Here is a 21,634-nt window from a genome sequence, read left to right on the forward strand (position 1 = left end):
GACAGGCTCTCAGGTCTCCTCGGCGTCCCTGCCCTGCCCCCTGGCCCGCCTCCCGACCACCGCGGCGGCCGCGGCGGCGCTGCCCGCGAAGGCGAGCGCGACCATCCACGGCTGGTTGAACACATGCCAGGTGACATGGTCGAGGGAGTAACGGCCGGGGCCGGTCAGTCCGATCGCCGCGGCGGTGAAACCGAGGAACGCCGGGTATTCGTACCCGCCGCCCTGGGCGAAGAAGCCCGCGGGCGCGTGCACGGCGGCGGCGCCCGCCATGGCGCCCGCCGCCGCCGCACCGGCGGCGGGAGTGGCGAGGCCGAGGGCCAGCAGGGCACCCCCGCCCGCCTCGCCGAGTCCGGCGGCGACGGCGCTGTGCTTGGGCGGGTGGAAGCCCATGGCCTCCATGCCCGCGGTGGTTCCTTCGATGCCCCCGCCGCCGAACCAGCCGAACAGCTTCTGGGTGCCGTGCGCGGCCAGGACCGCGCCGGTGCCGACGCGCAGGACAAGAAGGCCGAGGTCACGCCGGTTGACGCAGGTCATGGGCGGTCTCCGTGGGGTAGTGGGTGTGATCCGGGTTACGGATCCACTCTCCGCGCCTCGACGGGTGGACGTACCCCGGTACTACTCCGTCCGGGGGATGGCGTCGGGTGGTCGGCACGGTGCGACGAACGCCATTATGCAACTTGTTGCATAATGGCGTTCCGGTGGTCTACAACTGGCGCAACGACACTGCGCGAGGAGCCGCCGGATGACCCCGTACCCGAATCTGCTGAGCCCGCTCGACCTCGGGTTCACCACCCTTCCCAACCGGGTGCTGATGGGGTCGATGCATGTCGGCCTGGAAGAGGCCGAGCGCGGCTTCGAGCGGATGGCGGCGTTCTACGCCGCCCGCGCCCGCGGCGGAGTCGGGCTCATGGTCACCGGGGGCATCGCGCCGAACGATCGAGCCCGCCCCTATCCCGGCGGCGCCAAGCTGACCACCGAGGCGGAGGCCGAGCAGCACGCCCAGGTAACCGCCGCCGTGCATGCGGCGGGCGGCCGGATCGCGATGCAGATCCTCCACTTCGGCCGGTACGCGCACCACCCGGATCTGGTGGCGCCGAGCGCGATCCAGGCCCCGATCAGCCCCTTCACCCCGCATGCCCTGACGGACGACGAGGTCGAGGAGACCATCGAGGACTTCGTGCGGACCGCCGAGCTGGCACGGCAGGCAGGCTACGACGGTGTCGAGATCATGGGCTCCGAGGGCTATCTGATCAATGAGTTCATCGCCGCCGGGACCAACCACCGCACCGACCGCTGGGGCGGCTCGTACGAGAACCGCATCCGGTTCCCCGTGGAGATCGTGCGCCGGGTCCGCGAACGGGTCGGCAGCGACTTCATCCTGATCTACCGGCTCTCGATGCTGGACCTGGTGCCCGGCGGCTCCTCGCTGGAGGAGGTCGTGCAGCTCGCCCGGGAGATCGAGGCGGCCGGGGCCACGATCATCAACACCGGAATCGGCTGGCACGAGGCCCGCATCCCCACCATCGCGACGTCCGTGCCACGCGGTGCGTACACCTGGGTCACCGAGAAGCTGCGCGGGGCGGTCTCCGTACCGTTGGTGACCAGCAACCGGATCAACACCCCCGAGGTCGCCGAGGAGATCCTCGCCTCGGGGCGGGCGGACATGGTGTCCATGGCCCGGCCGTTCCTCGCCGACCCGGACTTCGTCGCCAAGGCGAGCGCGGGGCGTGCCGACGCGATCAACACCTGCATCGGCTGCAACCAGGCGTGCCTGGACCACACGTTCAGCGGAAAGATCACCTCCTGCCTGGTCAATCCGCGCGCCTGCCACGAGACCGAACTCACGTTGTCGCCGACCCGGACCCGTAAGCGCGTCGCGGTCGTCGGCGCGGGTCCCGCCGGGCTCGCGTGCGCCGTATCGGCGTCCGAGCGCGGGCACGAGGTGACGCTCTTCGACGCGGCCGACGAGATCGGCGGCCAGCTGAATGTGGCGCGCCGGATCCCCGGCAAGGAGGAGTTCGACGAGACGCTGCGCTACTTCCGCACCCGGCTCGCGGAGCAGCAGGTCGAGCTCCGGCTCGGTACGAAGGCGACGCCGGACACGCTCGACGGCTTCGACGAGATCGTCCTCGCCACCGGCGTCACACCCCGCTCCCCCGCGATCCCGGGCCTGGACCACCCCAGCGTGGTCAGCTACCTCGACGTCCTGCGTGACGGCGCGCGCGTCGGACCGCGAGTCGCGATCATCGGTGCGGGCGGGATCGGCTTCGACGTCGCCGAATTCCTGACGGACGGCGGCGATGCGGCGAGCCTTGACCCGGAGGTGTTCTTCCGGCACTGGGGGGTCGACACTGCGTATCGGGAGCGTGGTGGCCTGCGCCTCCCCGAGCGCCCGAAGCCGCCGCGCACCGTACATCTCCTGCAGCGCAAGACGAGCAAGGTGGGCGCCGGGCTGGGCAGAACGACCGGCTGGATCCACCGTACGGAGCTGCGGCACCGAGGCGTCACGATGATCGCGGGCGCCACGTACGACCGCATCGACGACGACGGTCTGCACCTGACGGTCGACGGCGAGCAGCATCTCCTGCCGGTGGACACGGTGGTGCTCTGCGCCGGTCAGGAGCCACGGCGCGAACTGCACGAGGAGCTGGTTGCCGCGGGCCGTACGCCGCATCTGATCGGCGGCGCCGACGTGGCCGCCGAACTGGATGCCAAGCGGGCCATCCGCCAGGGGACGGAGCTCGCGGCAGCCCTGTGACGCCCGGGCCGTCCCTAGGATGCTCTCCATGTCACTCCCGCACGCGATCCTCACCGCCCTGCTCGAAAAGCCGTCGTCGGGGCTGGAGCTGACCCGCAGGTTCGACCGGTCGATCGGCTACTTCTGGTCGTCCACGCACCAGCAGATCTATCGCGAGCTGGGAAAGCTGGAGCAGGCCGGGCAGATCCGGGCCCTGCCGTCGGCACAGCCGGCCCGTGGGCAGAAGAAGGAGTACGAGGTCCTGCCCGCCGGCCGCGCGGCACTGTCCGCGTGGGTGGCGCTCCGGGAGGACCCGAAGCAGATCCGCGATCCGCTGCTGCTGCGGATGCGCGCGGCGGCGGTGGTCGGCGCACCGGGCCTGGACGCGGAACTGCGCCGCCACCTGGAGCTGCACCGGAAGCAGCTGGCCGAGTATCTGGCGATCGAGGAGCGGGACTTCCCGCCGGAGCGGAACTCGGAGGAGGACCGGCTGCGGCATCTCGTACTCCGCGGCGGCATCGATCTGGAGAACTTCTGGATCGGCTGGCTGACACGGGCTCTGGACGGGATCCCGGCCACCGGGTCGAGCCCGTCGGCGGGGTAGGGGGATCTCCCCCGTGCCTTTGGGGTCATAGGGGAGATCGAGGAGGAAACAGCCGCCGGATGCCCCTCGGCGCCGGCCCCCTTACGGCCCGCCGACCGGCGTCCTGCCGAGTTCCGGACGCAGCGTCAGCTGATCCGTCGTCCGGGCACTGCCGATCACGACCCGCGACGGCACACTCGGCGCAGGCTCCGCCTCGATCCTGGCCCGGTACGCCGACGGCGTCGTCCCGTCCTGCGCCCGGCTGAGCAGTATGACTCCCCGCACCGCCGCCGCGGACCCCAGCAGCGCCGGGACCAGCGCGATCGTCCCGCCCTGGAGGCGTTCGCCGAGCAGCGCCAGACCTATCGTCGCGGCGGCAACGGGGTTGGCGAGGGTCACGACCGCGAGCGGCGCGCCGAGACCCCCCTGGTAGGCGGTCTGCGAGAGCAGCAGGCCCCCCATCGCGAAGGCCGAGACGAGCAGCGCCACCGTCACCAGGCGCCAGCTGAACAGCGGGCCTGTGTGGTCCGTGACCGCCACCGTCAGTGTCTGGGTGAGCGCCGAGGCGACGCCCGACGTGATGCCGGATGCCGCAGCATGCCTCAGTCCGGGGCGGGCCCCCGGCCGGCTGAGTCCGGCGACGACCGCCATGGTCGCCGCACCGACCGCGAGCGCCTCGACCAGGCTCAGCGTCTCGTGCGGTGCGGAGCCGCCCGCCGTCAGCAGCAGGGCGCCCAGGCCGAGCAGGGTGAGGATCGTGCCGCGCCATTCGGTCCCGGTCACCCGGCGCCCGGCGGCGCGCGCACCCAGCGGCACGGCGGCGACCAGCGTCAGCGCGCCGAGCGGTTGGACGAGGGTGAGGGGCCCGTACTTCAGCGCCGCGACATGCAGCAGCGCGCCACTGGCGTTGAGTCCGACCGCCGACCACCACGCCCCGCGCCCGAGCATCCGGAGCACCGCGGTGCCCGGATCGGTGCGTCCGGCGAGCCGGGCCTGAGCCACCGCCGCCGAGGCGTACGCGGCGGCGGAGACCAGGGAGAGGGCGACGGCGATCAGCGTGGCGTTCATGGCCGGCCCCCGGACGACGATGCGTACGCCTGGGAGACGGCCCGGTCGGGAACACGGGACATCGGCAGCGCGGCACGGGCGAGTTCGGGCTCGCCCCCTGCGCCGGAGGGCCACGGCAGATGCCCGCGGACCGGCTCCGTCCGCTGGAGCCGCAGCGCCGCGAGAGCGACGGCCAGCAGCGCGCTGACGACGATCGAGTCGAGCCAGTAGTGGTTGGCGGTGCCGACTATGACCAGCAAAGTGACGAGCGGGTGCAGCAACCACAGCCAGCGCCACCGCGAGCGCGTCGCGACGATCAGTCCGACGGCGACCATCAGCGCCCAGCCGAAGTGCAGCGAGGGCATCGCGGCGAACTGGTTCGCCATCGAGTCGGTCGTCGGAGTGTCTCCGTACACCGTCGGCCCGTACACCTGGCCGGTGTCGACGAGTCCGGCGGCGGCCAACATCCGCGGCGGGGCGAGCGGGAACAGCAGGTGGAGCGCGAGCGCGGCACCGGTGAGCACGGCGAGGATCCGACGCGACCAGACGTAATGGCGCGGGCGACGCCAGTACAGCCAGGCCAGGAAGAGCAGCGTGGCCGGGAAGTGCACGGTCGCGTAGTAGGTGTTCGCGAGGCGGATCAGCGTCTCGCTGTGCAACAGCGCGCCCTGCACGGCGCCCTCGCCCGGCAGGTGCACCGCGCGTTCGAAGTCCCAGACGTGTCCGGCGTTGCGGTACGCCTCCTCGACGTGACCGTTCGCGGCCTGCCGCCCGAACTTGTAGATCACGAAGAGCCCTACGACGAGAAGGAGCTCGCGGACGAGGGGCGGTCGGGCAGAAGTGTCCGGCTCCCGATCTGCGGGCTCGCTACGGGCGTACATCACCCGGTGCCCCTTTGCTGACGAAGCGCTGTTACGACGGCATGGTCCAGTCCATGCCGTATCGATACGCCAGTGTACCGATACGTTGGCGTATCGGTACACGCGCGTTTCGGTACACTGACGTATCGGAAGACCTCGTCGCACAGTCGCAGAGAGGGAAAGCACATGTCGTCGCACGATTCCGTGCAGGAACAGGCCCACGCTCCGCGCCGCTCGAAGATCACACCGGAGCGGGCGCAGGAGTTCTACACGGCCGTGCTCGACCTGCTCAGGGAGAGCGGATACGAATCGCTCACCATGGAGGGGGTCGCTTCCCGCACCCGGTGCGGGAAGTCCACGCTCTACCGGCAGTGGGGCTCCAAGCCCGAGCTGGTCGTCGCGGCGCTCCACAGCACCCGACGGATGTTGCTCTCGCACATCGACACGGGCTCGCTCGCCGGTGACCTGCGCGAGGCGGCCCAGGCCATCGGTGCGGGCTCCGGACGCGACACCCCGCTGATGCACGCACTCAGCCATGCCGCACTGCAGAGCCCGGAGCTGCTCTGCGCGCTGCGCGAGGCGCTGATCCTGCCGGAACTCGCAGCCCTCGACGCCATGGTCCGGCGGGCCATGGAGCGTGGCGAGATCCCCAGGGACAACCCCGCGGCGGAGTTCGTCTCCGCGCAGTTGCTGGGCGTGATGCGGGCCAGGCCGCTGCTGGAGGCGAAGATCGCCGATGCGGCATATCTCACCCGCTTCGTGGAGAGCGCCATCTTCCCCGCACTGGGACTGGACCCGGCCGACACCGGGTCCTGATGAACGTGGGCCGTCGTCCGAGCGGATGACGAGGGCCCGCCTGCGCCGCACCGTGGGGACGGGGGCGGCGCACTGTCCGGCCGGCCGGTGACTCCTTCGGGAGTCACCGGCCGCCCGTGCTCCCAGGGCGCTCACCGGCCAGTCCACCGAACAAACGATTGGCGGATTCATTTCGATACGACTGTGGCGCGGCGCCGACGAACGGGCGGACAAGCACCCGTCCGACCGTTCTCGTCCCCTTGACGATATCAACCGACCCCATTATCGTCTTCATGACGACAATGAGGGGGATTCGACATGGCCGACATCACCAAGCGGTTCGGCCGGCGCCATCTGCGCTCCGCACCCACCGCCCACATCCGCCACCACGACCGCGGCCGGCTCACACACGACGGACCGGGACTGAGCTTCTGGTACCGGTCGCTGCACGCCGCACTCTCCGAAGTGCCGATCAACGAACGCGAGTTGGCGATGGCTTTCCACGCACGCACGTCCGACTTCCAGGACGTCACCGTGCAGGCCACCGTGACATACCGGATCAGCGATCCGGCCGAGGCTGCCGCCCGGCTCGACTTCTCCGTCGACCCCGACACCGGCGTCTGGCGCGGTGCGCCGTTGGAGCAGATCGCAACCCTCCTCACCGAGACCGCCCAGCAGCACACCCTCGACGTGCTGGCCCGCACCCCGCTGGCCGGCGCGCTGGTCGACGGGGTCGCGGCGGTACGGGAACGGGTCGCCGCGGGACTGGCCGCCGAGCCCCGGCTGCCCGCCACCGGCATCGATGTGGTGGCGGTGCGCGTGGTCGCGATCCGCCCCGAGGCAGAGGTGGAGCGCGCACTGCGCACCCCGGCCCGGGAGCAGATCCAGCAGGAGGCCGACCGGGCGACGTACGAGCGCCGGGCGGTGGCCGTCGAGCGCGAGCGGACCATCGCGGAGAACGAACTGGCCAGCCAGATCGAACTCGCTCGCCGCGAGGAGCAGTTGGTCGAGCAGCGCGGTACCAATACCCGGCGCGAGGCGGAGGAGAACGCGGCAGCCGACGGGGTACGCGCAGAGGCCGAGGCGACACGCAAGGTGCGGCTCGCCCGCGCCGAGGCAGAGGCCGCACGCGAGGTCGGTGCCGCGCGCGCCGAGTCGCAGGCGGCCTGGCTGCGGGTGCACGGCGAAGTGAACGCCTCGACGCTGCACGCCCTGGCCGCCACCCGGCTCGCCGAGAACCTGCCGCGCATCGACAGCCTCACACTCTCCCCCGATGTCCTCACCGACCTGCTCGCCAAGCTCGGCCGGCCCGGCCCGGAGACACGCGCGTGAGCCTCGCCCCGCGCGCGGTGCTCGTGCACCGCACCACCGAGTACGAGGAGTTGCTCGCCCGGCACGGCACACACGGCCAGGCCGCGTTCTTCCTGTCCACCCGCGGCCGCTCCATCGAGGAGGTGGCGCGGCGGCACGGGCGGACGCAGCAGGCGCTCGCCGATGTGGCGGCGGCCGTACCGCTCCAGTGGCGCCAGTCGCGGGTCGAGCGCGCGGATCTCGACCGCTTCCTCTTCGGTCCGGAGGACGTGGTGGTCGTGGTCGGACAGGACGGGCTGGTCGCCAACGTCGCCAAATATCTCTCCGGCCAGCCCGTCGTGGGCATCGACACCGATCCCGGACGCAATCCGGGGGTACTGGTGCGCCACCGCCCGGGCGATGCGGCCGCACTGTTCCGGGCAGCCGCATCGCCCGGCGCGACAACGGACGATCTCACCATGGTCGAGGCCGTCGCCGATGACACCCAGCGCCTCCTCGCCCTCAATGAGATCTATCTGGGCCCGCCCGGCCACCAGACGGCGCGATACCGTCTCGGCCCCGACACCCCGGACTCCCCCGCCGAACCACAGGCATCCTCCGGGGTCCTGGTCGGCACCGGCACCGGCTCCACAGGCTGGCTGCGCTCACTGTGGCAGGAGCGCGGGAGCGCACTGTCGCTGCCGCGCCCGACCGACCCCCGGCTGATCTGGTTCGTACGTGAGGCGTGGCCTTCGCCCACGACCGGCACCTCGCTGGTGGCGGGCGAACTGAGGCGCCAGCAGCGGCTGCGCCTCACGGTCGAGTCGGACCGGGTGGTGGTCTTCGGTGACGGAATGGAGTCCGACGCACTGGAATTGACGTTGGGTCAGACGGTGCGGCTCGGCATCGCGGCGACCTCGCTGCGGCTGACGGTCTGAACACGCACCCTCCACTCGACACCCGCAATGGGCGTCTTCGAATCGGGCTGAGCCACCCCGCCCCGCCCCGGGGCACACAATCCCTCGATCGGGCCCACCGTGCGGGTGAACCGAACGTCGGATGGCGACCGCTCGCCAGTCGCGCCCCGGGATGGCCGACCGGATCCTCGTCCTCGACCGGGCAGGATTCGGGAGGAAGAGACCTTCGCTCAACTGGCCCACGGCGACGGTCTCTTCACCGAGCCGTACGCCGTCTGACGGTTCGCCGGGTGAGGCGCTGGGTCACGAGCGCGATGGCAGCCGCGATGCATGGGCCACGACGAAGAGGAACAGTCCGCAGGTGGCGACCAGGATCCAGCCCGGACGGGATGCGTGTGCCAGCCCTGCCGGGCCTGTACCGGCGACCAGTCCGCCGGCGATGGCAATGCCGACCGCAGAGCCGAACTGGCGTGCGGTGGACGTGATCGCTCCGGCCACGCCGGCACGCGTCGCAGGCAGTCCGCTCACTGCGGTGTTGGTGATCGGCGCGTTGGCGAACCCGAACCCGATGCCGATGAACAAGTAGGCCAGCAGGAGCAGTGGCACGCTCGTGTGCAGGTCGAGCCTGACCAGGCAGAGTCCGCCTGCCGTGATGAAGCCGCCGGCCAGGACAAGCGGCCGCCGCGCTCCAAGACGACCGACCAGCCGACCGGACAGGGGTGCGCAGACGATCGCTCCGGCAGCCATGGGCAAGGTCGCCACCCCGGCGGCCAGTGGCGTCCATCCCCGGGTGTGCTGCAGGTAGAGGGTGTTGAGCAGCAGCGTCACGTTCAAGGCGACGAAGACCGCCACGGCGCCCAGGACCGCACCGCTGAAGACCGGACTCCGGAAGAGCTGCGGATCCATCAGCGGCTCGCGTCGGCGGGACTCGACCCACACGAATCCGACCGCCGCCACGGCGGCGAACGCGTACGCGGAAAGTGCAACGAGCGACGTCCAACCGATGTGCGGCCCCTCGATGAGGACGCCGACCGAGATCCCAATGACCGCTGTCAGCAGGGCCTGACCTGGCATGTCGAGCCGCTGCGCCCGCTGCGCCCGGGACTCCGGCACGAACACCGCGCTCAGCGCCAGGGCGACTACGATGACCGGCGCGTTGACCCAGAACACCGAGCGCCAGCCGATACCCGCGATGAGTGCGCCCCCCGTGACAGGACCAGCGGCCATGCTGAGCCCGAAGACCGACGCCCAGACGCCGATCGCCTGCGCTCGCTCCCTCGGGTCGGGCATCGCGTTCACCACGATCGCGAGAGCCACGGGACTGAGCATCGAGGCGCCGATTCCCTGGACAGCACGGGCCGCGATGAGCACGCCCACCGAAGGGGCGATCGCGCAGACCAGCGAGGCCACGCCGAACACGACCAACCCGCACTGGAACACCCGTCGGCGTCCAAAGCGATCCGCCAGCGCACCGGAGGAGATCAGGAGACTGGCCAGGACCAGGGTGTAGGCGTCCACGGTCCACTCGAGTCGGCGAGTCCCGGCATCCAGGCCGCGCCCGATGGCCGGCAGCCCCACGTTGATGATGGTGGTGTCCAGACCCACCAGGAACATGCTCAAACAGCAGACGGCCAGCACCGTCCAGCGCCTGCGTGCGCTCAGAACGGGCTGAACAGCGTGAGTCGTCGCGGTCACGGCCTACCTCTCAAGTCCGGAAGCATCTGCCGGCCATGCTCAGGGCGGAGGACGACCGCAGCCCAGCAGATTTGCGAAGACTGCAAAATGGTCTCCGTGGACAAGGAACTGGAACAGATACTCGACGGCATCGGGCCCCGGCTGCGTGCGCTGCGCCGGGACCGCCGACTCACGCTGGAGGCGCTTGCCGCGACGACCGGGTTCTCGGTGAGCACGCTGTCTCGTCTTGAGTCAGGCAAACGGCGCCCGACCCTGGAGTTGCTCATCCCGCTCGCGCGTGCGCACCGCATCGCACTCGACCAACTGGTGGCCGCACCGGCCAGCGGTGACCCGCGGGTGCATCTCACCCCCTTGCGCAAAGGGCACGGCAGCACCCTCGTGCCCCTGACGCAGTACCCAGGCCGGGTGCAGGTGTTCAAGCAGGTACTGGCTCCCCGAGAACCGAAACTGGTCACCCACGACGGCTACGAGTGGCTCTACGTCCTCGCAGGCGAGCTACGCCTCATTCTCGGAGAACACGAATTCACCCTCGGCCCCGGCGAAGTGGCCGAGTTCGACACCGGAGAACCCCACTGGTTCGGTCCGGCGAGCACGAGCGCCGTGGAAATCCTTCACCTGTTCGGGCCACAAGGCGACCGAGCAGTCGTCCGCGCGAAACCGTCTACGGCCGATCCCGCCCCGGTGACCAGCACAACCCCACCGTCAACAGCGTCATGACGAGCCCGGACTCCGGGGTTTCGCAGTGGCCAGTTCCCACGAAGTCATGGATCCTGGACCGCCGCACCCGCTGCACACCGGGTGCAGCGGCCCCGCCCCTCGATGAGCACCATGAACGCCCGTCCCCAGGCGAACCCCACACGCAACACCCGTCCGCCCGTCGCCCAAGCGGCACTCGGTGTGGGCGTCATCGTGCAGGACGAACAGGGGCGCATCCTGCTCGGCAGGCACCACGGCGGCACCTGGGAGCTGCCGGGCGGGAAGGTCGACCCGACGCACGAGTCGATCGCCGCCGCCGCCGTGCGTGAGCTCCGTGAGGAGACGGGTCTCGACGTTCCCGAGGACCGGGTGAGGGTCTTCGCGATGCTCCACGACGTGGTTGCCGGCATCAACCGCGTGACCATGGCCGCCGCCGTATCGGTGCGGGACGCAAACCCGCGGGTGACCGAACCCCATCTGATCAGCGCCTGGCAGTGGACCGGCCTCGACGCCCTGCCGGGGCCGCTCTTCGACCCTTCGGCGCAGATCCTTACGGCCTGGCGCCCCGATCTGAACGTCGACCATCCCCCCGCACACCGCCTGGACATCAGGACCGCCACCGGAGACGCCTCATGACCTAGGCCCATTAATCATTTGCCTAGGAGCCATAGGCAAGTTTAGCGTTCTCGGTATGAAGGCCGTGGCTGAACAGGACATCCGCGCGTCGTTCGTCAATTGCTCGAAGGGTGAGGCGAAGCGTCTGCCGATGCCGCGCGATCTTGCCGAGCAGCCCTGGGACGACCTGGACTTCCTGGGGTGGCGCGATCTCGCCGCGCCGGGTCGCAGCTACATCGTCACCGAGCACGACGGCGAACTGACCGGCATCACTCTCCGGTTCCCCTCCCAGCAGCGGGGTTTCCTGCACCGCAGCATGTGTTCGCTCTGCCTGACCACACACCCGGGCAGCGGTGTCTCCCTGATGACCGCCCCCAAGACGGGCCCGGCCAGGCGGGAGGGGAATTCGGTCGGGGTGTACATCTGCACGGATCTCGCCTGCTCCCTGTACGTTCGCGGGAGAAAGGTCCCGGCCTCCGGCGGCCGCTTCAAGGAATCGCTGACGCTGGAGCAGCAGGTGGAACGCACCAGAACCAACCTCGCCGCGTTCCTGGGCACGCTCTTCGTCTGAGCCGGGTCACGCGGATCCGCCCAGCGGGATCAGCAGGGTGAACGTCGTGGGTCCGGGGTTCGCCAGGACAAGCCGGCCGCCCGCCGCTTCGGCGATCTCCCTGGCCAGTGCGAGGCCGATACCCGCTCCGGTGCCGGTCGTGTGCCCGCGGGCGAACAGCGCCGCCGGGTCGGTACGGATCGCACCCTCGTCGCGGACGTCGAGTGCGACCGCGTCCGCGAGGTCCCGCGCGCTCACCTCGACCGAGCCGTGGCCATGGCCGCGCGCGTTGTCGAGCAGGATGTCCAGGATCTGAGCGAGGGGCCTTCCCGGTACGGGAACGCTGCGGAGCTCGGGGGCGACGGGGAAATCGAGGCGCCGGCCGTCGCGGGCGAAGAGCCCGTGCCACCGGTTCTCCAGGTCGTCGAGCAGCCGCCCGAGCGGCTCAAGGGCTGCCGAAGCGGGCGCGGGCTGCTGTGTGCGGGCGAGCTGGAGCACCTCCTCCACCGTGCCGTGCAGATGCCTGGTGCGTTCCAGGGCCTCCTCCACGGCGGTCCGCAGGTCCGCGCCGGGGGTCGACAGCGCTGATTCGAGGCCCAGTTGCAGGCCGGTGATCGGGGTGCGCAGCTGATGGGAGGCGTTCGCGGTGAAGTCCCGCTCATTCTGCAGGAGCTGGGCCAGCCGCTGGACCATCTCGTTGTGGGTTCTGGCGACCTGGTCGATCTCGGCGACGGCGCTGGGCGCCGCACGGGCCGTGAGGTCGCCGTCCGTGACGGCCCGGCAGGTCCGGGAGAGGTCCTCCAGGGGTCCGGAGAGTGCGCGGGCCTGTCGACGGGCGGTGAAGACAGCCGCACCGAGGGCGAGCAGGGCGATGCCCAGCAGTGCGAGCCATGCCGTGATCACGCGTCGCCACATGGCGGCGCCCGTGTCGGAGGAGGCGCGCACCACTCCGATCACCTGTTCGTCGTGAGGAACGGGGACGGCCACCACGAGCTGACCACCGTCATGAGCGCGTACGAGCTTTCCGGCGGCCGCCCGGCGGACGGGGCCGCCCGCGTCGGCGGGTCCCGTGCCTGCCCGCAGCCGCATCCGCGCGTCGTACAGCCCCAGCTGGCTCCCCCTGCCTGCCGCGGGCAGCTCCACCGGGTCGCCGGAGGTGAAGTCCGGACTCACGCGCACGGCGGCGGCAAGCGCGTCGCGTTCCAGCGCGTTGAGCTCGTCGGCGACGAGATACAGCCGGATGGCGGCCGCCAGCGGCAGGGCGAACAGGACGAGGGCGACCAGTACGGCTGCGACGGCCACGCGGACCACACGCTGTCTCATGCCCTCATCATGGCGGGCTGCAGGCCCCGGTCTGCGCTGCCGTCTGCGGGTTTTGCCGTCGTCTAACCCGGAGCGGGCAGGGCCTTAACCGCGTGCTGCCTAGCGTCGCAGACATGACCGTCCGTCTCGCGAGAAGGGCATGATCATGCGCAGCAGAATTGTCGTTCCCACCGTCGGTGTGGTCCTTGTCGCCGCTGTGGCCGCCGGCTGCGGTGGCGGGGGCAGCAACGGAAGCGGCTCGGCGAAGAACGGCGGAACGACAGCCGCCGCACCAACCGAGTCCAACCCCCCGGGCGACATCCCCGACAATCAGGCATACGTCGCCTACAGCCCGCCCGGCAGGGGCTTCATCGTGAAGGTGCCGGAGGGTTGGGCCCGTACGTCCAAGGGGTCGGCCACCACCTTTACCGACAAGCTGAACCGGATCGAGCTCGTCCCCGTCCAGGTCTCCACCGCGCCTACTGCCAAGTCCGTCACCACAGAGACCGTACCCGCGCTCGGGCATCAGGTCCCGAAGTTCGCGGCGGGCAAGGTATCGGTGGTCTCCCGACATGCGGGCAAGGCCGTACTGCTGACCTATCGGGGCGACTCCGCCGCGGACCCGGTGACGGGCAAGGTCGTCCGTGACGCCTTCGAGCGGTACTCCTTCTTCCACAACGGCCACGAGGTGGACGTGACGCTGTCCGGCCCGGTGCACGCCGACAACGTGGACCCCTGGCGCATCGTCACCGACTCTTTCGCCTGGCGATGACCGTCATGTCCGACACGGAACACGAGGACGCGCTCGTCGCCCATGAGCTGTACCGGTTCTACCGGACCGGGGAGGAGGAGACACTCGCGCTGCGCGGGGTCTCCCTGCGGGTGCGGCGCGGCGAGACCGTCGCCGTCACCGGCCCGTCCGGCTCCGGGAAGTCCACCCTGCTCGCCTGTCTCGCCGGGCTGGACGAGCCGTCCGGCGGTGTCGTGCACGTCGCCGGGGTGCGGATCAGCCACCGGCCGGAGACGGAGCGGGCCCGGCTGCGGGCCCGGCGGATCGGTGTCCTGCTGCAGTCGGACAATCTCGTCCCGCATGTGAGTGTCCGTGACAACATCCGGCTGGCACGCGCGGCGGTGAACTCCGGGAGTCCCCAGGACATGGGCGAGCTGCTGGAGCAGGTGGGGCTGGGCCACCGCGCCCGCGCCCTGCCGCAGGAGCTGGCGGGCGGAGAGCTGGCCCGTGCGGGCCTGGCGGTCGCTCTTGCCAACGACCCCGATGTCCTGCTCGCGGACGAGCCCACCGGAGAGCTCGACGGTGTCACCGAGCAGCGCGTCCTCGCTCTGCTGCGCGAGCGTGCGGAGGCCGGGCGCGGGGTGCTGATCGTCACGCACAGCGCCGAAGCGGTGCGGATCGCCGACCGTGTGATCGCGCTCGACGACGGAAGGATCCGTGATGAGTCCGTCTGAGGTTCTCGTCGACTGCCGGGACGCCGCGCGGACGTTCGGGCGCGGTGCGGCGGCCGTGGTCGCGGTGCACGGCGCCACCTGCGCGATCCGCGCCGGAGCACGGATCGCGATCACGGGGCCGTCCGGTTCGGGGAAGTCCACGCTGCTGCATCTGATGGCGGGGCTCGAACAGCCCACCAGCGGCGAGGTGCGCCGGCCCGCGCTGGGCTCCTCGAGGGAGATCGGGCTGGTCTTCCAGGGGCCCAGTCTCATCCCGGCGCTGAACGTCGCGGAGAACACGGCGCTGCCCCTGGTCCTCGCCGGAATGAGCGAGCGACGGGCGGACGACATCGCGCGGGCGGCCCTGGGCCGAGTCGATGCGGCCGACCTGGCGGACCGGTTGCCGGAGGAACTCTCCGGCGGCCAGGGGCAACGGGTCGCCATCGCCCGGGTGCTGGCGTTCGCGCCCCGGCTGATCCTCGCCGACGAGCCGACGGGGCAGCTCGACCGGGCCACCGGCCGGCACATCGTCGACGTGCTGCTCGCGGCGGCCGACGAGACGGGCGCCGCGCTCGTCGTGACGACCCATGACCCCGCCGTCGCCGAGCGGCTGGCCACACGCAGGGTGATGCACGAGGGGCGGCTGCTGAGCACGCCCGAGGAGGAATCATGATCACCGCTTGGATCGGCGGGCTGCTGCGGCACCGTACGGGCAGGCTGTTCGCGACGGTCGCGGGCATCGCCCTCGCGGTCTCCCTCGTCGCGGCGCTCGGTTCCTTCCTCACGGCGTCCAAGTCGACGATGACCGACCGTGCGGTGCGCTCAGTCGCCGTGGACTGGCAGGTCGAGGTCCAGCCGGGCGCCGACCCGAACACGGTGCTCGGGGCCGTGCGGTCGGCCCACGGAGTGCACACGGCACTGAAGGTGGGGATCGCCCGCACCACCGGATTCCGGGCACATGCCGGCGGGAGCACCCAGAGCACCGGCCCCGGTGTGGTGCTCGGGCTGCCTGCCGGGTACGAGAAGGCGTTCCCGCATACGGTCCGTACGCTGACCGGGTCCCCTTCCGGGATCCTGCTGGCGCAGCAGACCGCGGCCAACCTCCATGTGGCGCCCGGCGGCACGGTCACGATCACCCTGCCCGGTGGGCACGGCGCACGGGTGCGGGTGGACGGAGTCATCGACCTGCCGCAGGCCGACTCCCTGTTCCAGAAGGTCGGCGCCCCGCCCCAGTCCCAGCCGACCGCCCCGCCGGACAACGTCGTCCTGATGCCGGCGGTCCGATTCGCCGCGCTGACCGCACCGCTCACCGCGGTGGACCCGTCGGCCGTCACCACGCAGGTCCATGTGGCCAGGGACGCCCGGCTGCCCGCCGACCCCGCCGCCGCGTTCACCGCCGTCACACAGGCCGCCCACAATCTGGAGGCGCGCACTTCCGGCGGCGCACTGGTCGGCGACAACCTCGGTGCCGCGCTCGACGCGGCCCGCCAGGACGCGCTGTACGCACAAATCCTCTTCCTCTTCCTCGGCGTGCCCGGCGTCGTGGTCGCCGCCGTGTTGACCGCGGCGGTGGCCGGCTCGGGCGCGGAACGCCGCCGCCGTGAGCAGGCCATCCTGCGCATCCGCGGGCTGCGGGCCGGGCAGGTCGGGACGCTGGCCGCTGCCGAGGCGGGCCTCGTCGGCGTGACCGGCGGGCTGCTCGGGCTCGGCGTGGCAGCGCTCGCGGGACACATCGTGTTCGGCACCGCATCGTTCGGGGCCACAGCGGGCTCCATGGCGGTCTGGTACGCGGTCGCGCTGGCGCTGGGGATCGCCGTCGCCGCCGCGGCCGTGCTCGTACCGGCTCTGCGTGATCTGCGGTCGGTCACCGTGACCGAGGCACGACGGACGCAAGGCCTTCCCCGCTCGCCCTGGTGGATGCGGTGCGGAGTGGACTTCATCCTCCTCGCGGTGTCGCTGCTCGTCTTCCGGGCCTCCAGCGGGAACCAGTACGCGCTGGTGCTGGCACCCGAGGGTGTGGCGAGCATCTCCGTGTCGTACTGGGCGTTCCTCGGTCCCGCGCTGCTCTGGTTCGGTTCCGCGCTCCTGCTGTGGCGTCTGGCCATACTCGCGCTCGCCCATGGCCGTGGAGTGCTGGTCCGGCTCGCCCGGCCGCTGACCGGCACCCTGTCCGGAACGACCGCTGCCACGCTGTCCCGCCGCCGGCGCCCGCTGGCCCGGTCGGTGGTGCTGCTCGCCCTCGCGCTCTCGTTCGCGGCGTCCACGGCCACGTTCAATGCCACGTACAAGCAGCAGGCCGAGGTCGACGCGCGGCTCACCAATGGCGCGGATGTCACGGTGACCGAGCCGCCCGGATCTCCGACCGGCCCGTCCGGTGCGGCGGCGCTCGCGGTGCGCGGAGTGCGCCACGTCGAGCCCGTCCAGCACCGGTTCGCGTACGTCGGATCGGATCTGCAGGACCTGTACGGTGTGCGACCCGGGTCCATCGCCGCCGCCACCTCTCTCCAGGACGCGTACTTCGCGGGCGGTACGGCGCGGCAGCTCATGGCCCGCCTCGCCCAACGTCCCGACTCGTTGCTCGTCAGCGCGGAGACGGTGCACGATTTCCAGCTCTCGCCGGGCGACACGGTGAAGCTGCGTGTGCAGGACAGCCGCACCAGGGCGCTCCGTACCGTGCCCTTCCACTACGCGGGCGTCGTGAAGGAGTTCCCGACCGCGCCGAAGGACAGCTTCTTCATCGCCAACGCCTCGTACATCGCCCGGACGTCCGGCAGTGACGCCATCGGTGCGTTCCTCGTCGACACCGGCGGCGCGCATCAGAAGGATGTGGCAGGGCTGCTCCGGCAGCGGCTGGGGACGACCGCGACCGTCAGCGACATCAGCCAGACCCGCTCCGCGGTCGGATCCAGCCTCACCTCCGTCGACCTCGCCGGGCTCACCCGTATCGAGCTGGCCTTCGCGATCGTGCTGGCCGCGGGTGCGGGAGGGATCGTGCTGGCGCTGGGACTGGCCGAGCGGCGCAGGACGTTCGCCATCGCCACCGTCCTGGGTGCGAAGCCCGGGCAACTGCGCGGACTCGTCCTCAGCGAAGCGGCCGTGGTCGCAGCCGGTGGACTGGCCGGCGGGGCCGTGATGGGCTGGGCGCTGTCGCAGATGCTCGTCAAGGTCCTGACCGGGGTGTTCGACCCGCCACCCGCAACGGTCGCCGTGCCATGGGTGTATCTGACCGTCACCGGGCTGGCCGCGGTCGGTGCCGTCGCGGCCGCGGCGCTGAACGGCGCACGCCGCTCGCACCGGCCCGCCGTCGAGGAACTCAGGGACCTGTGAGAGACGTCGTTCCTCCTACGCTTCGGAGCATGCGTACAGCGACAGCCTCAGACGGTCCCCGAGTCCTGGTCGTCGAGGACGACGAGACCATCGGGCGCCACCTCGACACCGGCCTCCGGAGCAGCGGATATGCGGTGACCTGGTGCCGCACCGGGACGACCGCCCTGGCCGAGACCGAACGCTCCCCGTACGACGTCGTGCTGCTCGATCTCGGGCTGCCCGACGGGGACGGGCTGGACATCGCCCGGCGGCTGCGTACCCGGTTCCCCGAGGTGCTCGTGGTCATCCTCACCGCGCGCAGCGAAGAGATCGATGTGATCGCCGGGCTGGACGCCGGGGCCGACGACTATCTGGTGAAACCGTTCAGCCTGACGGTTCTGCTGGCCCGTCTCCGCGCCCATCTGCGCCGCCGCCCCGCCGCTCCGCCGCAGGAGGAGCCGATCGAGCTGGGTGATCTGACCGTGGACACGGCCGCCCGGCGCTGTCTGCTGGCCGGACGGGAGATCGCCCTGCGTCCGAAGGAGTTCGAGCTGCTCGCGGCGCTGGCTCGGCGGCCGGACATCGCGGTGACCCGTGAGAGGCTGATGTCGGAGGTGTGGGACGAGAACTGGTTCGGCCCGACCAAGACCCTCGATGTGACGATGGCGTCGCTGCGCAACCGGCTCCACGCGGCCGCCGACGCCGCGGCGGCGCCCCTGCACCTGCCGCGGATCACCACACTGCGAGGACACGGCTACCGTCTGGAAACCGACGGTGCCGGTCACGATCACCGCGGAGCATGAGCCCGCCACTTTCGTCTACAGTCCTGTAGACGAAAGTGCTGCGACCGGGCTGCAGGCCCCCGACGAAAGACTCGACTGCCGTGACGGAACTTCTGCAACGCCGCGTCCTGGTTGTCGAGGACGACCACGGGCTGCGCGACGTGCTCGCCCGCGGACTGCGCGAGGAGAACTTCGCCGTCGTGACCGCCGCCAGCGGAGCCGGCGCCCTGCGCACCCTCGACGATCGAGTGGATGCCGTCGTCCTCGACATCGGACTGCCCGACTCGGACGGCCGGGACGTGTGCCAGGCCATGCGTTCAACGGGGCTGCAGGCCCCGGTGGTCTTCCTCACCGCGCACGACACGCTCACCGACCGGCTCTCGGGCTTCTCGGCGGGCGGCGACGACTACCTCGCCAAACCCTTCCACCTGGCCGAGCTGGCCGCCCGGATCCGCGCGGCGCTGCGCCGCGCCGGACCGGACCCCGTGGTCGAGCTGGCGGAGCTCCGGCTCGATCCCGTACGCCACCTCCTGGAGGTGCGCGGCAAGCCGGTGGCGCTCACTCCCACCGAGTTCCGCCTGCTGGCCGCACTGATGGCGGCGCCCGGAACCACCGTACGCAGACGGGAACTGCTGCGCGCGGCCTGGCCCGACGGGGCACAGGTCAGCGACAACACCCTCGACCAGTACCTGACCCGGGTGCGCCGGAAGCTGCGCGAGGCGGACAGCCCGCAGGGGATCAGCACGGTACGAGGCGTTGGGTACCGCCTGATATGAGGCGGCTCCGCGTCATCGGTCGCCTCCGCACCGCGTTGCCCCGCACCCTGCGGGGCCGCCTCGCCCTGCTCGCGCTGGCCTCCGCCACCGCCTGGGTCGCCGCGCTCACCGTCGCGTTCAACATCGCCCTCGCCGGACGGCTGAGCAGCCAGGCCGCCGACCTGCTGCAGACCCGTGCCGCGGCGGTGGCCGCCACCGTCGAGGCGCGCCCGGACGGCGGGATCGTCGTCCACGAGCCGGCCGACGACCGTGCCCTGGATGTCGGCACGTGGATCTACCGCGGCAGCACGGCCGTCGAACGGCCGAGCGCGCCCGCCGCGCTCCAGCGGCAGGCGGACGGGCTCGCCGGCCAGGGCATCAGATACCAGGAGTCGGGCGGCAGGAACGCCTCCCGGCTGTACGCCCTGCCGGTGCGCGCCGGCAACCGGCAGACCGGCACCGTCGTCGTCGCCGTCTCCCTCGACCCGTACCGCAGCACCGCCCGCGCCGCCCTCGCCGGTTCGGCGGTCCTCGGGCTGCTGCTCCTGGCCGGGGTGTATCTGCTCACCCGCACCATCGTCGAGCGGGCCCTGCGCCCGGTCGCCGAGATGAGCACCCGGGCGGCCCGCTGGAGTGAGCTCGGCGCCGCGGAACGCTTCGGCACCGGCCACCGCCCGGAGGAGCTCGCCTCGCTCGCCACCAACCTCGACGAACTCCTGGACCGGCTGGCCGCCGTACTGCGCCACGAACAGCTGCAGACCGCCGAGCTCTCGCACGAGCTGCGCACCCCGCTGGCCCGCATCGTGGCCGAGACCGACTGGCTCACCGCCCGGCCACGGGACGCGGCCGGACAGCACGCCTCCCACGAGGCGATCGCTGCCGCCGCCACCACGATGCAGCACATCTGCGACACCCTGCTGTCCGAAGCCCGGGCCCGCACCGAGCAGCCGCCCGGCCGGTGCCGACTGTCCGCTACGGCCCAGCACGTCGCCGAGCAGTACGCGCAGCAGCACCCCGACGCCCCGCCGCTGTCCGTACGGGGCGGCGCCGACGTCACCGCAGGGGTCTCCCCCGCGCTCGTGGAACGCATGCTCATGCCACTGCTCGACAATGCCCGCCGCTACGCCGCCACCGCCGTCACCCTGACGTACGCCCAGGCCCCGGCCGGTGTCGAGCTCGCCGTGACCGACGACGGCCCGGGTGTGCCCGCGGAGACCGGGGCGGAGGTCTTCGAGCCGGGCCGCCGCGCCGACCCGGACGACGGTCATGACGGGGCCGGTCTCGGGCTGGCCCTGGCCCGGCGGCTGGCCCGCGCGTCCGGCGGCGACATCGAGTGGGACCCGGCCGCCGCCGGAGCGCGGTTCGTGGTCAGCCTTCCGACGGGCTGACGGGAGCGGGGGTCGCGTCCCGCCGGGTCACCGTCAGATAGCTGACGAGGGCCAGGATCAGGACGAGGAAGATCGCGCTGGTGCCGACCGTACCGAGGCCGAGACCGCCGTCGGCGCGCGCCTGGGAGAGGTAATCACCGAACGAGGCGCCCAGCGGGCGGGTGAGGATGTACGCGATCCAGAACGCCGGGACGGCGGCGAGGCCGAGCCCGTAGTGGGCGGCGGCCACGGCGGCGATGAGCACGGCGAACAGCAGTGCGGACACCCAGTACCCGAGGTCCATCCGCTCCGCCGTGAGGTCGCCCGCCGAGGTGCCGAGAGCGAACGTGAAGAGGATCGCCGCCCAGTAGAACGCCTCACGGCGGACCGTGTGAATGGAGTGGATGGAGAGCGTCCGCTCGCTCCCATACCAGGCGGCGAACACCGCGACGAGCGCCACGGCGAAGACGGCCGTCGTCGTCTCCAGCGCCACTCCGAAGTTGTCCGTGAGGTTGTCGCTCACCAGCGTGCCGACCACGCTGATCAGCACCACGGCGAGCCAGTAGAGCCCGGGGACGTACTTCTTGGCCCGGAACTGGAACCAGAGCGTGCCGATCAGCAGCACGGCCATGACCAGCGACGTGTTCGTCAGCCCCAGACCGAGGTTGTCGTTGAGGAGATCGGCGGCGGTCTCGCCCACCGTCGTGCACAGCACCTTGATCACCCAGAAGTACACCGTGACTTCGGGGACCTTGTTCAGCATCTGCCGAGCCCCGGCGCGTACCGGAAACGCAGCTGTTTCGTTCGTCATGAAAGGTGAGGCTGGCACGGCGAACCTGAACACATCCTGACTGCTTCTCCGCAGTCGGCTTCGGCTCGGGGCAAGCCCGCATG

The 21,634-nt window shown here is 71.3% G+C and carries 21 protein-coding genes; 15 read left to right on the forward strand and 6 right to left on the reverse strand.

Features of this window, described 5'->3' with window-relative positions:
- Positions 1 to 9: 9 nt before the first annotated feature.
- Positions 10 to 534: a DoxX family membrane protein gene (locus tag OG972_RS04340; RefSeq protein WP_266978417.1), complete on the reverse strand. Its 525-nt coding sequence runs from the start codon at positions 532 to 534 to the stop codon at positions 10 to 12.
- A gap of 208 nt (positions 535 to 742) precedes the next feature.
- Between OG972_RS04340 and OG972_RS04345 the strand changes: the two genes are divergently transcribed.
- A complete protein-coding gene (locus OG972_RS04345) occupies positions 743 to 2,758 on the forward strand; it encodes an NADPH-dependent 2,4-dienoyl-CoA reductase (protein ID WP_266978419.1) in 2,016 nt (671 codons plus the stop codon).
- Positions 2,759 to 2,786: 28 nt separating this feature from the next.
- Positions 2,787 to 3,341: a PadR family transcriptional regulator gene (locus OG972_RS04350; protein WP_266978420.1), complete on the forward strand. Its 555-nt coding sequence runs from the start codon at positions 2,787 to 2,789 to the stop codon at positions 3,339 to 3,341.
- An 81-nt stretch (positions 3,342 to 3,422) separates the two neighbouring features.
- Here the strand turns inward: OG972_RS04350 and OG972_RS04355 are convergent, their stop codons facing one another.
- A complete protein-coding gene (locus OG972_RS04355; RefSeq protein ID WP_266978421.1) occupies positions 3,423 to 4,388 on the reverse strand; it encodes a hypothetical protein in 966 nt (321 codons plus the stop codon).
- Positions 4,385 to 5,251, reverse strand: coding sequence for a phosphatase PAP2 family protein (locus OG972_RS04360; RefSeq protein ID WP_266978422.1), 867 nt, complete (start codon positions 5,249 to 5,251; stop codon positions 4,385 to 4,387). Before OG972_RS04360 ends, OG972_RS04355 begins: the two co-directional genes overlap by 4 nt.
- Before the next feature lie 162 nt (positions 5,252 to 5,413).
- Between OG972_RS04360 and OG972_RS04365 the strand changes: the two genes are divergently transcribed.
- The 3 genes from OG972_RS04365 (at position 5,414) to OG972_RS04375 (ending at position 8,250) form a co-directional block, all read left to right on the forward strand.
- Positions 5,414 to 6,043 carry a TetR/AcrR family transcriptional regulator gene (locus OG972_RS04365; RefSeq protein WP_266978423.1) on the forward strand — a complete coding sequence of 210 codons (630 nt, stop codon included), beginning with the start codon at positions 5,414 to 5,416 and terminating at the stop codon, positions 6,041 to 6,043.
- 297 nt (positions 6,044 to 6,340) lie between these two features.
- The gene (locus OG972_RS04370; protein WP_266978424.1) at positions 6,341 to 7,354 is read left to right on the forward strand and encodes an SPFH domain-containing protein; all 1,014 of its coding nucleotides are present in this window, start codon (positions 6,341 to 6,343) and stop codon (positions 7,352 to 7,354) included.
- Positions 7,351 to 8,250 (forward strand): hypothetical protein, encoded by a 900-nt coding sequence (locus OG972_RS04375; protein WP_266978426.1) that lies wholly within the window; start codon positions 7,351 to 7,353, stop codon positions 8,248 to 8,250. Before OG972_RS04370 ends, OG972_RS04375 begins: the two co-directional genes overlap by 4 nt.
- A gap of 282 nt (positions 8,251 to 8,532) precedes the next feature.
- Here OG972_RS04375 and OG972_RS04380 read toward each other — a convergent pair whose 3' ends face one another.
- Entirely contained in the window at positions 8,533 to 9,924 is a 1,392-nt protein-coding gene (locus tag OG972_RS04380; RefSeq protein ID WP_266978428.1) for an MFS transporter, read from the reverse strand.
- A gap of 87 nt (positions 9,925 to 10,011) precedes the next feature.
- On the opposite strand from OG972_RS04380, the gene OG972_RS04385 reads away from it, so the two are divergent.
- The 3 genes from OG972_RS04385 (at position 10,012) to OG972_RS04395 (ending at position 11,806) form a co-directional block, all read left to right on the forward strand.
- The gene (locus OG972_RS04385) at positions 10,012 to 10,641 is read left to right on the forward strand and encodes a helix-turn-helix transcriptional regulator (RefSeq protein ID WP_266978430.1); all 630 of its coding nucleotides are present in this window, start codon (positions 10,012 to 10,014) and stop codon (positions 10,639 to 10,641) included.
- A gap of 111 nt (positions 10,642 to 10,752) precedes the next feature.
- Positions 10,753 to 11,256: an NUDIX hydrolase gene (locus tag OG972_RS04390; RefSeq protein ID WP_266978431.1), complete on the forward strand. Its 504-nt coding sequence runs from the start codon at positions 10,753 to 10,755 to the stop codon at positions 11,254 to 11,256.
- 55 nt (positions 11,257 to 11,311) lie between these two features.
- Positions 11,312 to 11,806 (forward strand): FBP domain-containing protein, encoded by a 495-nt coding sequence (locus OG972_RS04395; RefSeq protein WP_266978433.1) that lies wholly within the window; start codon positions 11,312 to 11,314, stop codon positions 11,804 to 11,806.
- Positions 11,807 to 11,812: 6 nt separating this feature from the next.
- Here the strand turns inward: OG972_RS04395 and OG972_RS04400 are convergent, their stop codons facing one another.
- Entirely contained in the window at positions 11,813 to 13,108 is a 1,296-nt protein-coding gene (locus tag OG972_RS04400; protein ID WP_266978435.1) for a HAMP domain-containing sensor histidine kinase, read from the reverse strand.
- A gap of 145 nt (positions 13,109 to 13,253) precedes the next feature.
- Here OG972_RS04400 and OG972_RS04405 point away from each other — a divergent pair, with 145 nt between their 5' ends.
- From OG972_RS04405 to OG972_RS04435, 7 genes are all read left to right on the forward strand, one after another.
- Positions 13,254 to 13,859, forward strand: a complete 606-nt coding sequence (locus OG972_RS04405; protein WP_266978437.1) for a hypothetical protein — start codon at positions 13,254 to 13,256, stop codon at positions 13,857 to 13,859.
- Between the two features lie 5 nt (positions 13,860 to 13,864).
- Complete coding sequence (locus OG972_RS04410; RefSeq protein WP_266978438.1) at positions 13,865 to 14,551, forward strand: ABC transporter ATP-binding protein; 687 nt, start codon at positions 13,865 to 13,867, stop codon at positions 14,549 to 14,551.
- Positions 14,538 to 15,203, forward strand: a complete 666-nt coding sequence (locus OG972_RS04415) for an ABC transporter ATP-binding protein (RefSeq protein ID WP_266978440.1) — start codon at positions 14,538 to 14,540, stop codon at positions 15,201 to 15,203. Before OG972_RS04410 ends, OG972_RS04415 begins: the two co-directional genes overlap by 14 nt.
- Positions 15,200 to 17,857 carry an FtsX-like permease family protein gene (locus OG972_RS04420; RefSeq protein ID WP_266978442.1) on the forward strand — a complete coding sequence of 886 codons (2,658 nt, stop codon included), beginning with the start codon at positions 15,200 to 15,202 and terminating at the stop codon, positions 17,855 to 17,857. The genes OG972_RS04415 and OG972_RS04420 overlap by 4 nt, the downstream gene beginning before the upstream one ends.
- Positions 17,858 to 17,886: 29 nt before the next feature.
- The gene (locus OG972_RS04425) at positions 17,887 to 18,639 is read left to right on the forward strand and encodes a response regulator transcription factor (protein ID WP_266978444.1); all 753 of its coding nucleotides are present in this window, start codon (positions 17,887 to 17,889) and stop codon (positions 18,637 to 18,639) included.
- A gap of 92 nt (positions 18,640 to 18,731) precedes the next feature.
- A complete protein-coding gene (locus tag OG972_RS04430) occupies positions 18,732 to 19,394 on the forward strand; it encodes a response regulator transcription factor (protein ID WP_266990268.1) in 663 nt (220 codons plus the stop codon).
- The gene (locus OG972_RS04435) at positions 19,391 to 20,761 is read left to right on the forward strand and encodes a HAMP domain-containing sensor histidine kinase (RefSeq protein ID WP_266978446.1); all 1,371 of its coding nucleotides are present in this window, start codon (positions 19,391 to 19,393) and stop codon (positions 20,759 to 20,761) included. The genes OG972_RS04430 and OG972_RS04435 overlap by 4 nt, the downstream gene beginning before the upstream one ends.
- Here the strand turns inward: OG972_RS04435 and OG972_RS04440 are convergent.
- On the reverse strand, positions 20,742 to 21,551 hold the full coding sequence (locus OG972_RS04440) for a hypothetical protein (protein ID WP_266978448.1): 810 nt from the start codon (positions 21,549 to 21,551) through the stop codon (positions 20,742 to 20,744). The two genes, OG972_RS04435 and OG972_RS04440, sit on opposite strands and share 20 nt — an antisense overlap.
- Positions 21,552 to 21,634 lie beyond the last annotated feature (83 nt).

The organism is Streptomyces sp. NBC_01669 (genome assembly GCF_026339735.1).
In the GTDB taxonomy this organism is placed as follows: Bacteria; Actinomycetota; Actinomycetes; order Streptomycetales; family Streptomycetaceae; genus Streptomyces; species Streptomyces yanii.